Source organism: Thalassospira povalilytica, assembly GCF_002844235.1.
Taxonomy (GTDB): Bacteria; Pseudomonadota; Alphaproteobacteria; order Rhodospirillales; family Thalassospiraceae; genus Thalassospira; species Thalassospira povalilytica.
The window spans coordinates 130,263-141,916 of record NZ_PGTS01000003.1; the positions used below are offsets into that span (position 1 = coordinate 130,263).

The 11,654-nt window shown below is 54.8% G+C and carries 11 protein-coding genes; 8 read left to right on the forward strand and 3 right to left on the reverse strand.

Translation table 11 applies throughout. The annotated features are described in order from the left end of the window. The first annotated feature begins 66 nt into the window (after positions 1-66). The 4 genes from CU041_RS09010 to CU041_RS09025 all read left to right on the forward strand — a co-directional run bounded on the left by CU041_RS09010 (position 67) and on the right by CU041_RS09025 (position 6,282). Positions 67-579, forward strand: a complete 513-nt coding sequence (locus CU041_RS09010) for an RNA polymerase sigma factor (protein WP_101246579.1) — start codon at positions 67-69, stop codon at positions 577-579. A 66-nt stretch (positions 580-645) separates the two neighbouring features. After that, positions 646-1,674: a FecR family protein gene (locus tag CU041_RS09015; protein ID WP_101246580.1), complete on the forward strand. Its 1,029-nt coding sequence runs from the start codon at positions 646-648 to the stop codon at positions 1,672-1,674. Positions 1,675-1,858: 184 nt separating this feature from the next. Next, entirely contained in the window at positions 1,859-4,318 is a 2,460-nt protein-coding gene (locus tag CU041_RS09020) for a TonB-dependent siderophore receptor (protein WP_101246581.1), read from the forward strand. Positions 4,319-4,704: 386 nt separating this feature from the next. Beyond that, complete coding sequence (locus CU041_RS09025) at positions 4,705-6,282, forward strand: aldehyde dehydrogenase (NADP(+)) (protein ID WP_101247007.1); 1,578 nt, start codon at positions 4,705-4,707, stop codon at positions 6,280-6,282. A gap of 83 nt (positions 6,283-6,365) precedes the next feature. Here the strand turns inward: CU041_RS09025 and CU041_RS09030 are convergent, their stop codons facing one another. Beyond that, the gene (locus CU041_RS09030; protein WP_101246582.1) at positions 6,366-6,815 is read right to left on the reverse strand and encodes a PaaI family thioesterase; all 450 of its coding nucleotides are present in this window, start codon (positions 6,813-6,815) and stop codon (positions 6,366-6,368) included. Between the two features lie 322 nt (positions 6,816-7,137). Here CU041_RS09030 and CU041_RS20610 point away from each other — a divergent pair, with 322 nt between their 5' ends. Together CU041_RS20610 and CU041_RS09035 are read left to right on the forward strand one after the other, a co-directional pair. Next, positions 7,138-7,314, forward strand: coding sequence for a hypothetical protein (locus CU041_RS20610; protein ID WP_170310186.1), 177 nt, complete (start codon positions 7,138-7,140; stop codon positions 7,312-7,314). Positions 7,315-7,414: 100 nt separating this feature from the next. Further along, the gene (locus CU041_RS09035) at positions 7,415-8,347 is read left to right on the forward strand and encodes a LysR family transcriptional regulator (RefSeq protein WP_101246583.1); all 933 of its coding nucleotides are present in this window, start codon (positions 7,415-7,417) and stop codon (positions 8,345-8,347) included. Positions 8,348-8,364: 17 nt separating this feature from the next. Here the strand turns inward: CU041_RS09035 and CU041_RS09040 are convergent, their stop codons facing one another. Continuing rightward, entirely contained in the window at positions 8,365-9,165 is an 801-nt protein-coding gene (locus CU041_RS09040) for a sirohydrochlorin chelatase (protein ID WP_101246584.1), read from the reverse strand. Positions 9,166-9,261: 96 nt separating this feature from the next. After that, positions 9,262-10,164 carry a LysR family transcriptional regulator gene (locus CU041_RS09045; RefSeq protein ID WP_233433089.1) on the reverse strand — a complete coding sequence of 301 codons (903 nt, stop codon included), beginning with the start codon at positions 10,162-10,164 and terminating at the stop codon, positions 9,262-9,264. A 173-nt stretch (positions 10,165-10,337) separates the two neighbouring features. Between CU041_RS09045 and CU041_RS09050 the strand changes: the two genes are divergently transcribed. Together CU041_RS09050 and CU041_RS09055 are read left to right on the forward strand one after the other, a co-directional pair. Continuing rightward, complete coding sequence (locus tag CU041_RS09050; RefSeq protein WP_101246586.1) at positions 10,338-11,039, forward strand: pirin family protein; 702 nt, start codon at positions 10,338-10,340, stop codon at positions 11,037-11,039. Positions 11,040-11,079: 40 nt separating this feature from the next. After that, positions 11,080-11,550, forward strand: a complete 471-nt coding sequence (locus CU041_RS09055) for a DoxX family protein (RefSeq protein WP_101246587.1) — start codon at positions 11,080-11,082, stop codon at positions 11,548-11,550. The last annotated feature ends 104 nt before the right edge of the window (positions 11,551-11,654 follow it).

Genomic DNA, 11,654 nt, shown 5'->3' on the forward strand with positions numbered 1-11,654 from the left:
CAATATAGTTGCGATTGATTATCACAATGATTATCATGGGAATCACCCTGAACAGCTACTGATCCCATGGCGAGCAAGCCCGACACCCAGCAATTATTCCGGCAATATGGCGAAGAAGTCCGACGCTTCCTTGCCCGCAAATTGTCATGCGCGGATACTGCCGAAGATCTGACTCAGGAAACTTTTGCGCGTTTGCTCCGGATCGATAGCGACATCATCATCGAAGATGGCCGCGCCTTTATCTACAAAACGGCCAACAATCTGGCGATTGACCATATCCGGGCGCAACGCCGGCGGCGTACCGATCCCACAGATCACGATACCATGGCGCTGATTGCCGATGATCGCCCGAATGCCGAAACCCAGACCGGTGACCGGCGGAGATTGAAAATCCTTCAACAGGCGATTGCAGAATTGCCGCCGCGCACCCGGGAAATTTTTGTACTCGGACGGATTGAAGGTTACAGTTATGGCGCAATCGCACAGAAACTGTCGGTGTCGGAAAGCACGGTCCAGAAACATCTGGCAACTGCGCTGGCCCATGCGGTAACCAAACTCAAAAAACATCAGGCCGAATGAAAAAGATGTACGTTTTTCACGATGTGAAACGTCATAATAAACAGACCGAAATTCAGGAAGCAGTTCGTGGCACAGGGCAAAAACAAACCCGAAATTGATGAAATGGACCAACACGCAGCCGCGTGGGTGATCCATGATCATGCTGTCGCCACAACCGGCAAACAGTCGCCATCCGATGCCGCCCGGCAATCCGGCCACGCATCAAGCCGCGAATGGATCCAAAGCACCCCGGCCCGTGCCGAGGCCTATGAAAACGCGCAATCGGTCTGGGATGATCTTGCCCTGATTGATCCGGAAGACCTGAAACAACCCGGACCGGCCGCAAACGATGCCAGCACCGGCCCCGCCAAACGCAGCTGGCATATTGTTGCGGTCGCCGCGACCATTTTGCTTGCGGTGATTGGCGGCATTGAATTGCCCGACCTGATGGCGCGATCCTTTGCCGATCACAGCTCCGCACATGGGGAAATCACCACGCTGACGCTGGCCGATGGCAGTCGCGTGCTTCTTGATTCCGCATCGGCAATCGATGTTGCATTTAGCGATACCGAACGCGCCGTCACCCTGATTTCCGGGCGGGCAAGCTTTGATGTCGCCCCGGCAAGCGACACGGTTCCGCCCTTCGTCGTCCATGCCGGAAACAGCACCACACGCGCACTCGGGACCAAATTTGATGTTGAATTTGGCGATGACGACGACGGTCATGATCTGACCGTGACGGCTATCGAACATCAGATCATGGTAACCCCCGATGTCGCACAGGCTGATACCAGTCTGGTTCTGTCACCGGGTGAACGCATTTCAATCCGCGCCGGGGCTTCGGATATCGCGGTACAACAGATCAATCTGGCAACCAGCACCAGCTGGCAAAACGGCTTCCTGATTTTTGACCATGCTCGCCTTTCGGACGTCACGCGAACGCTTAATCGTTATGCCAGCGGTCCGATCCTGATTGCCAGCGGCGATCTTGCCAATCGCGAGGTCAGCGGCATGTTCCGGATCGACAAGATCGATCAGGCAGTCGATGTCATCAGCAAGGGCCTTGGTGCTTCAAGCTACAGCATACCGCATGTTGCGACATTCCTCGTCGAATAACCCCAAGAAAACCGCCATTTCCTGACGGGATCCGGGATTGGAAGTTCCGTATCTGAAAATTTTCAAAAAAAATTTCGGATATTTTTACCGGATCGGAAAACCGGCGCGTCTTCTCCTGTAGGACAGAGATAATGCGACCTACTTGCATTATCAATTAATGTGAAGACCTAGGGGAGATGGCTAAATGGCCTCCAAAAGGGGAACCTCGGCAATGCGTGTTGCCGATCATCATAATATGCGCGCATCACAGCGCAGCATCGCCAAACAACTTCTGGCCGGTACCGCAATGTCGCTTGGGGCGATGATGCTGTTTGCACCGGTCGATGCACAGGCTGCACAAGCCACCCAGACCGGCAGCAAGACCGAAATTGCCCAGGCAAGCGCAACCTTCGATTTCGCCATTGCATCTCAAAACCTGAATGATGCGCTTCTGGCATTTGCCCAGCAAACCGGCATCCAGATTTTCTATGATACCGCGCAGGTCGAAAATCTGACCAGCACCGCGGTAAACGGCAAAATGACCGCAGCCGAAGCACTTGGAAAATTGCTTGAAGGCAGCGACGTCAAATACAGCTTCACCGACGACAATTCCGTCACCCTGGTTGCCGGCGGCGACGCCATGCTCGACCCGGTTGTTGTCGAAGCCCAGGGCACATCAAACCCGGGCGACCCGGCCGCAACAGAAGGCACCGGCAGCTTTACCACCACTGTGGCAAGCGTTGGTTCAAAAGGGAACGAATCACTTCGCGAACTGCCGCAGACGGCAAGTGTTGTCACCAGCGAACGCATAGAACAGCAGAACTTCCAGTATCTTGATGACGCAATGCGTTACACCACTGGCGTACAGGTTGCCCAAAATACTGCTGGTCGTTCGTCCCTGTTCTCACGCGGTTACGAAGTCGCAGATGTTCAAACCAACGGTGTCTCGGTACCACTTTCAAGTCGCGATGGCACGCTGCCAAACCTTGCGATGTATGACCGCATCGAAGTTCTGCGTGGCCCGGCTGGACTGTATGGCGGCTCAGGCGAGCCATCTGCCACCATCAACCTGATCCGTAAACAGGCAAATGACGAATTCAGTGGTGCGGGTTCGGTCGGGTACGGTTCATGGAACCACTATAGCGCGATGGGCGACGTCTCCGTACCGCTGACAGAAGATGGCAGTGTTCGCACCCGGGCCATTTTGTCTGCTGATTATCGTGACAGCTTTGTTGATGTTGAGGAAAACAACAACGAACTCGGATATGTCACCTTTGATGCGGATATCAGCGATGACACCTTTGTGTCCCTTGGTTTTTCCCATGAGCACAAGGACCAGGTTCCCCATAACGGCCTTCCGGCTGCATCCGATGGCAGTTTGCTGAATGTGTCGCGTTCAACCTTTGCCGGTGCGGACTGGAACACCTTCGAAAACACCATGGATGATGTTTACCTTGATCTGAAACATCAGTTCTCTGACGATACAGAAGGTGCATTCTCGCTTCGTTTCTCAAACCGAAACATGAATGCGTTCTACGCCTACACGATCTCAACGGCGTCGGCGTCAAATACCGCATCCTACCGCGCACTTGATCTGGCATCCGATGAACAGGCAATTGCTGCGGATGCATATGTAAATCACAACTTCGATTTGTTTGGCTATGAACAGACCCTGACGGTCGGTGCAGATATCGAAAACACCGACTTTTCCTATGTTCAGAAACTTGCAAACCTTGGTACTGCAAGCATTTCCAGTCCGTCGCTCAGCATTCCGACCTCTTTGAGCACGCGCAGCGACTATGATCAGGATTCCACCGAATTCGGTACCTATGCCAAGCTGAAACTCCAGACATTTGATGACGTCACCTTCTCGTTTGGTGGCCGTACAAGCTGGTACAACTCCATTCAAAAAGGCCTGGTGAATGGCTCAAACGGCGACAGCAACACATCTGATGATGCTGTGTTCACGCCGTTTGCCGGTGTGGTTTACGACCTGACTGAAGACTTCTCGACCTACTTCAGCTACACCTCGATTTATGACCCGCAAAGTGAAACCACCACAACCGGTTCACAGATCGAGCCGCGTACCGGTGAACAGTTTGAAATCGGCGTCAAAGGCGAACATTTCGGCGGACTGCTGAACTCTTACATCGCCGCATATCAGATGGAAGATGAAAACCGCGCGGTTACCGACCCCAATGATACCAATGCCAGTGTCGCCGCAGGTCAGATCCGTACCCGTGGTATCGAAGCAGAACTGAGCGGCGAGATCATGGATAACTGGCAAGGTTTCGTTGGTTATACCTATATCTACAGCACGGATATCGGCAGTCAGTCTGACAGCTCTTACCGGACTTATGCGCCGAAACACTACATTACATCCTGGACGGATTACACCTTCGACGAGGGTGCCGTTGACGGCCTTAGTGTTGGTGGTGGCGTCACATGGTCGGATGGCTGGGTGTTTAACGACACGATTGCAGCGCCAAGCTACACCGTTGTTGATGCCCGCGTTGCTTATCAGATCAATGACAACCTGTCGCTGGCACTCAATGCCAATAACGTTCTTGATGAGAAATATTACAGCCGTGTCGCGTCGACCTCGACATTCAACTATTACGGCGCACCACGTAACTTCTTCCTGAGCCTGAACGGCACGTTCTAAACTCTCGAAGCAATAGTATGACTAATAAAAAAGGCGGGGAGTTCCCCGCCTTTTTTGCATTAGACCCATCGATTACAAGGCTTTGCAGATCTCAAAGCTTTATTTTCTAACGATTGTATAAAATATTCGACTGGTTCGGTCCGCTCTGCTAAGGTCCCCGAAAAGCGGCTTCCGGTGGATCGTCGCAGTATTATCATATTGTATGATGTTTACATCTGCCGACCCGGACTCTAAGCTGCGCACAGTTTATCAGGGCTGCGCCATTTGGGCGTTCTGACCGGCCTGACCATGCACGATTGTTTGCACATGGTACATGCAGATCGGATCGATCAAAAAGCATTGCGCTGGCCCATCCGGCACAGGACATAACCCCACAGGAGACCCACATGCTTAGTGGACAGCATTACATCGCAGGCGAGTGGCTGAATGGCCCGGACGTGTTTCAGGCCGACAATCCGTCAACCGGTGAAAAGCTCCCGACCAAGTTCCAGCACGGCACCGAGGAAATCGTCAATCAGGCAGTCGAAGCGGCCCAGGCCTGTGCCGAAGAATTCGCCGCCATGCTGCCGACCAAACGTGCGGAATTCCTGCGCGCCATTGCGGATGAAATCGATGCGCGCGGCGATGCAATTACCGAAATCGGCAACCTTGAATCTGCCCTGCCTGCTGCACGCCTGACTGGTGAGCGCGGCCGCACGGTTGGTCAGCTGCGCTTCTTTGCTGACTGGATCGAAGAAGGGTCATGGTTCGAAGCCCGCATTGAAACCGCCCAGCCGGACCGTCAGCCGCTGCCAAAACCCGACATCCGCGTGATGAACAAGGCGCTGGGTCCGGTTGGCGTATTTGGCGCATCCAACTTCCCGCTGGCCTTTTCGACCGCGGGTGGCGATACCGCATCGGCACTGGCCGCGGGTTGCCCGGTGGTCTTCAAGGGCCATGCCGCCCACCCCGGCACGTCCGAACTGGTTGCCCGGGCAATTGAAGCCGCCATCATCAAAACCGGCATGCCCAAGGGCGTCTTCAGCCTGATCCATGGTGGCACGCGCAAGGTTGGCCAGGCACTGGTGGCCCATCCGCTGATCAAGGCGGTTGGCTTTACCGGTTCGACCGGTGGCGGACGTGCGCTGTTTGACATTGCCGTTTCCCGCCCGGAGCCGATCCCGTTCTATGGCGAACTTGGTTCAAACAACCCGGTCTTCCTGCTGCCCAAGGCAATGAACGAAAAGGCCGCCGATATTGCCAAGGGCTGGGTCGGATCGCTGACCATGGGTGTGGGCCAGTTTTGCACCAATCCGGGTCTTTTGATCGCGCTTAAGGGCGCTGATCTTGAAATATTCATCGAAACCGCAGCTGCCGAACTGGGCCAGGTCGGTGGTGCCGCCATGCTGACTGATCGCGTATCAAGCGCCTATCACGACGTCACCAACGCCATGAGCAAACATGCCAAGGTGACCTGCCCGCTGAAACGTCGCGACTCTGATGGCAAATTCGAAGGCAGCCCTGCCATCTTCCGCACCACGGCCGCCGACTGGAAAGCCAACCCGGAACTGGCTGAGGAAATGTTTGGCCCGGCCGGGATCATTGTCGAGTGCGACAGCATCGATGAGATGTTAGCGCTGTCATCGACACTGATCGGACAATTGACCGCAACCATCCACATGGTCGATGGCGATGCCGATCTGGCAAATGCCCTGCGTCCGGCGCTTGAAAAATGTGCTGGTCGTATTCTGATCAATGGCTGGCCGACCGGGGTTGAGGTCTGCCATTCCATGGTGCATGGCGGTCCTTATCCGGCAAGTACGGATTCGCGTTCGACCTCGGTCGGGTCCCTTGCCATCAAGCGTTTTGTCCGTCCCGTTTCCTATCAGGCCTTCCCGGATGCATTGCTTCCGGCCCCGATCAAGGATGCCAACCCGCTCAATATCCCGCGTCTGGTCAATGGCAAGTGGCAGATGCCGAACTAGGATCTTCGGGTTTCATACAAACACAAAGGGCGCGATCAACCGGTCGCGCCCTTTTGCATGATATGGACAGATCGGAATCGCGATCAGGCATCACGCGGCACACCATCGGGGTCATCACTGCCGCGATGATATTTGAATGTTCCTGTTGCCGTCCCGATCACTTCGCCATCGGCGTTATAGGCCACTGCCTCGGTAAAGACGATCTTGCGACCCCCGCCCTGTTTGCGGGCAACCACACGCACCAGCCCATCCTTGGCCATACCAATGAAATTGGTGGTCAGTGAAAGCGTCATGGTTTTGCGCACATTCCCCGCAACCGGGCAAAAACACACCGCATAGCCAGATGCCGTATCCATCAGCGTGGTCAAGATCCCGCCATGCAGGATCCCGACACGGTTGCGGTGAAAATCCTTCATCTCCAGTTCGACGATCGCGTGGCCATCAGACCATTCCACCAGCCTGTATCCGAGATGGTCCTGAACCGCGCTGCCATGGGCCTGTTCATAGGCAAGATTATCGATTGTATCGGTCATATCAGCGACCCTGATTGTGAAAATTTCCCAAGCTATAGCAGATATTTGCCACCCCGAAAAACACACAGGCCCGCCGAACACGGATTTGCCTGAGTCGCAGCGACCTTGGCGCACAAAACCCCCGCGCCAAGCCGAAAATCACGCGAACCCCAAGACTTATTGCGCATCGCAACATCGAATAAATGTTTATTTTCAAGTAGTTACTAGCACCGTTCTCCAAACAAGAACGGGATAGCGGTGAAAGGAGAATAGTCGCGAAGCAGGGTGTCTGGTATCTCTGAATTCATCGCAAAGACAGATGATGTCGCAAAGGATTAGAGCCATGACGACGATTGCTTACAAAGACGCAACCAGCATCGAACGTGAAGTCCGCACCGGCTGGTTCACCAGTTTTGTTCGTGCCCTTCAGGTTGCCGTAATCATGAAAGCATCCCAGGCCAAAACCCACGCAGAACTGACTGCGGACTGGAACAAGGCATGGCGTCAGGTTGAAGGTTAAGGCATCCGCCGCCTTCGTTTGAGGTTGGTGCGACGATCTGCACATCTGCCGCACCCTCAAACTTCTTGACGCTTCGGGCTGAACCACCGACAACGGTTCCATGCAAAAGTTTGATATCGTGACCATCCGGCTTTTCGTCGCCATCGTGCGCGCCGGAAGCATCAATGAAGCCGCAAGGCGCGAACATATCGCGACCTCGGCCGTGTCACGCCGCATTGGCGAACTTGAAGCCATGCTGGGTGTCAAACTGCTTCGCCGCCTGCCGCGCGGGGTCGAACCGACCGAAGAAGGCACGATCTTTGCCCGCTATGGCGAAAAGCTTCTGGGCGATCTGAACCATCTTTCCAACGAGCTTCGCGATTTCAATGCCGGCGAAAAGGGCAAGATTTATCTTGCCGCGGTGACGTCTGCGATTCTGACAGGCTTGCCGTCATTTCTGGCCGATTTTGAACGCGATTTCCCCCACATCACTGTTGATGTCCGCGAATTGACATCGCGCGAAAGTGCCGAAGCCGTCCGTGAAGGGCGTGCTGATCTGGCGATCCTGGCCGATAACAGTCCGCTTGGCGATCTGGCCCATGATGTGTTTTGCGATGATCCGATCTGGGTGGTGACCCCCAAAGGTCACCCGCTGATCCCCAATGCAGACACCCCCAAACCGGTCAAATTTTCCGAAGCCGCCAAATATGACATCATTTCCCTGCATGAAGGCGGGGTGATTGATGACCTGATTTCCGAAGCCGCATCGAAAATGAAACTTGATATGCATCCCCATATCAAGGTCGTGCGTTTCGGGTCCCTGCGCCAGATGATTGCCGCAGGCCTTGGGATCGGCTTTTTGCGGAAAAGTTCGGTTGCGGGATATATCGGCCATATGAATATTGCCGGCGCACCGATTGCCGATGACTGGGCCAAGCGCCAGTTGCTGATCGCCCATGATGGTGATGCCAACCTGACCAGTGCCGCACGTCTGTTTCGCGACTATCTTCTCAAGAAATCATCGGAAACAAGCTTCAAACCTGTTCTTGGCTAATCTGGCGACCTTTGCGGTCAGGCGGATCTTGCCATTCGTTCGGCCCAGATATCACCGCCTGTCGGCCCCAGCGGCACCGCCATACCGGCAAGACGGGCAACATGACGCCCGGCCTCATCAAGTACCAGACCGGGAAGTTCCGGCCATTGTCCGATCGGATCGAGAATTTCGATCTCTTCGCCGTCGCGGGCATTGATCAATTCGGGCAGGTCTTCGCGCGCATGCGTGCCACCACCAGCCAGCATCGGAATGATCAGGGTTTTCTTGTGCGTGGAAAGGTCGCGCCAATCGGCAAGCGACGGTTTGCCTTCGATATTGCCAATGCAGATTTCAGGCCCGGCGCAAAGCCCCTGAACCTGGCGGGCAAAACGGACCGTTTCCGGCAATGGTGCGGTCAGGGTTTTCAAGCCATGCGGCACCAGAAATACCGACATTTCATCCAGTCGCCACCGCCGATTGGCGGCGGCTGCCCGGATTTTGCTGGCGACAAGGTCATCAAAGCCCGGAAGATTAAGGGCCGGCGGCAGAACAACTGCATCACCCAATCCGGCACGCTCAAGATCGCGCGGCAGTTCTTCGAACACCAGATACCCTTCACTGAAAAACAGCGGGAAAATGATCAGGCGCTCGGCATGTCCCGACCGTTTGAGGGAAGCGAGCTGATCGGGCAGTGACGGATTGCTTCGCATATAGCCATGCGACACCGGTCCGTTCCAGTCAGCCGCAACGGACCGGGCAAGGTCCCCTGCCGGGTCCCCGCCATTGCCGCTATTACCGTGCGACACCATCATCAATGTTGGCATTTCGAAATCAGACATTGCGACCAGTCCCGTTATGCGTTCATGCAAAAACCTAGTAACCAGTACGCAGGATGCAAGGTTTTGGATCGCAACAATCCGGTTCTGATTTGGGTTTTATTGCACCAGATCCCAGCGCGGCTGGCCGCCAAACCGGTCATACATGAAATCAACCAGAAGCCGGATACGCGATGAAAGCTGTCGACTGGGCGGATAGAGCAAATAAAGAAAAATCTCGGGCGGGGTATAATCACATAACACCGTCACCAGACGCCCGGTTTGCAATTCCGGCCCGGCAATGAAAGTCGGCATTTCTGCCAAACCCAGACCGGCCACCGCCGCATCACGCAGAACTTCGGCATTGTTACAGCAGAACACGCCATTGACCTGAACCGAAACCGGCCCGTTCGGACCGGTCAGCTTCCAGGTCGAACCTGACGGAAGATTGCCGTAATGCAGACAGGGCAAAGTCGCCAGATCCCGGATATCTGTTGGTTCACCATGTTTCTGCAAGAAATCGGGTGCCGCGCAAATCACGCGCCGGATCGGAATAATTTCATGATCAATCAGCGCCAGGGTTTCGGTCGGGCGGCTGATGCGCACCGTCATGTCAAAACCATCGGCAACCGGATCGATGAAATGATCATTCAAGGCCAATTCGATCCGGATGTCTGGATACATGCGGGCAAAATCGACAAGTGCCGGGCCAAGATGCAGGGTGCCAAATGACATTGGTGCATTGATACGAATGTCACCAGCCGGCTTTTCCGGGTTCTCGCGAATGGAGTCTTCGGCATCCGTCAGATCCGTCAGAATGGCCTTGGCCCGCTGATAAAACGCCTGCCCGCTTGGCGTTACCGAAACGGTACGTGTTGTGCGGTTCAGCAATTGCACACCCAGATCATCTTCAAGCGCGACCACCGCACGGTTGACCTGCGATCGCGACTGCCCGATGGCCCGGGCCGCGGCGGCAAAGCTGCCTTCTTCGACCACACGGATGAAACTTTGCAAACTGGCCATTTTATCCACGGGCAAGATCCCTGAGCTGCGATTGGGGATGCATCATATGACGCGATGATAGGCTTATTGTCGCATTAAACGCAACACTGTGGGCATTATTGCGATAATTGTCTCGTTTTATGAAAATCGTATTCTGTCTCCAACAGAAGACATCCTCATGGAGGTACAGACAAATGCTGATCAAAGTAGATGCAGACACCCGTGGCCGCGCACAGTTTGGCTGGCTTGATTCCAACCATACTTTTTCCTTCGGTCATTATTACGATCCCAACCGGATGGGCTGGGGACCGCTTCGCGTCATTAACGAAGACCGTGTCATTCCCGGTGCCGGTTTTGACACCCATGGCCACAAGGATATGGAAATCATTTCCTATGTTCTTGATGGCGCCCTTGAACACAAGGACAGCATCGGAAACGGATCGGTGATCCGTCCGGGCCGCCTGCAACGCATGACGGCTGGCACCGGCATCCGTCATTCGGAATACAACCATTCAAAATCCGATCCGGTTCATTTCCTGCAAATCTGGATCATTCCCGAAGCCGCCGGACTCGAACCCGGTTACGAAGAAAAGGAAATCGCACGCCGCGATACGGGATCGGGACTTACCCTGATCGGCAGCCGCGATGGCCGCGAGAATTCGATTACCATTCACCAGAATGTCGATCTGTATGTTGCGCACCTTAACGATGGCGAGACCGCACAGCACAGCATCGAAAAAGGCCGCATCGCCTGGATCCAGGTGGCCCGCGGGTCGGTCAAAGTGAATGGCGAAACCCTTACTGCCGGTGACGGTGCGGCGATCCGGGATGAAGACGAACTTGTCTTCTCTGATGCCGACAATGCCGAAGCCCTTGTTTTTGACATGGTGGCCTGAGCTGCGAAAACCGCGCTCTGCCATCCCGAGGAGAAAAATCATGACCTCGCTTACCAGTGACAAACCCCGTTCGATCATCCCTGCCATTGGCAATGTTACGTCCGCCCTGCAACCGCTTGCCCCGGTGATCATCCGTGTTACCACCGGCCTTTTGATGGTTCCGCATGGTGCACAGAAACTGTTTGGTGCCTTTGGCGGCTATGGCCTTGAAGGAACGGCAGGCTGGCTTGAAAGCATCGGCTTTGCCCCGGGCTTTGTCTTTGCCCTTCTGATCGGCCTTCTTGAATTTGTTGGCGGATTGATGCTGACAGTCGGTCTTTTGACCCGTCCGGTTGCCGCCGCTGTTCTGGTTTTCATGGCTGTTGCCGTTTCAACCCATATCCCGGCTGGTTACTTCTGGAACAATGGCGGCTTTGAAATGCCGTTGATGTGGGGTCTGCTTGCCCTGACGGTTCTGATCCAGGGTGGTGGCAAATTCTCGGTCGATCGCAAGATCGGCTACGAATTCTGATCTGACCCGCCCTTAAGCGCACCGATCAAACGGGTTGCTGATACAATAGCAGCCCGTTTTTTTATGGCTCCTCATATGAGGATATTGGAGGTCAGATAAAACAG

What these genes read in the sequence shown, in the direction of transcription:
- CU041_RS09025 (WP_101247007.1), top strand. Translation starts at nt 4,705, where the DNA reads ATGCTTAGTGGACAGCATTACATCGCAGGCGAGTGGCTGAATGGCCCG.
- CU041_RS09030 (WP_101246582.1), bottom strand. Translation starts at nt 6,815, where the DNA reads ATGACCGATACAATCGATAATCTTGCCTATGAACAGGCCCATGGCAGC.
- CU041_RS09050 (WP_101246586.1), top strand. Translation starts at nt 10,338, where the DNA reads ATGCTGATCAAAGTAGATGCAGACACCCGTGGCCGCGCACAGTTTGGC.
- CU041_RS09040 (WP_101246584.1), bottom strand. Translation starts at nt 9,165, where the DNA reads ATGTCTGATTTCGAAATGCCAACATTGATGATGGTGTCGCACGGTAAT.
- CU041_RS09045 (WP_233433089.1), bottom strand. Translation starts at nt 10,164, where the DNA reads ATGGCCAGTTTGCAAAGTTTCATCCGTGTGGTCGAAGAAGGCAGCTTT.
- CU041_RS09020 (WP_101246581.1), top strand. Translation starts at nt 1,859, where the DNA reads ATGGCCTCCAAAAGGGGAACCTCGGCAATGCGTGTTGCCGATCATCAT.
- CU041_RS09055 (WP_101246587.1), top strand. Translation starts at nt 11,080, where the DNA reads ATGACCTCGCTTACCAGTGACAAACCCCGTTCGATCATCCCTGCCATT.
- CU041_RS09010 (WP_101246579.1), top strand. Translation starts at nt 67, where the DNA reads ATGGCGAGCAAGCCCGACACCCAGCAATTATTCCGGCAATATGGCGAA.
- CU041_RS09035 (WP_101246583.1), top strand. Translation starts at nt 7,415, where the DNA reads ATGCAAAAGTTTGATATCGTGACCATCCGGCTTTTCGTCGCCATCGTG.
- CU041_RS20610 (WP_170310186.1), top strand. Translation starts at nt 7,138, where the DNA reads ATGACGACGATTGCTTACAAAGACGCAACCAGCATCGAACGTGAAGTC.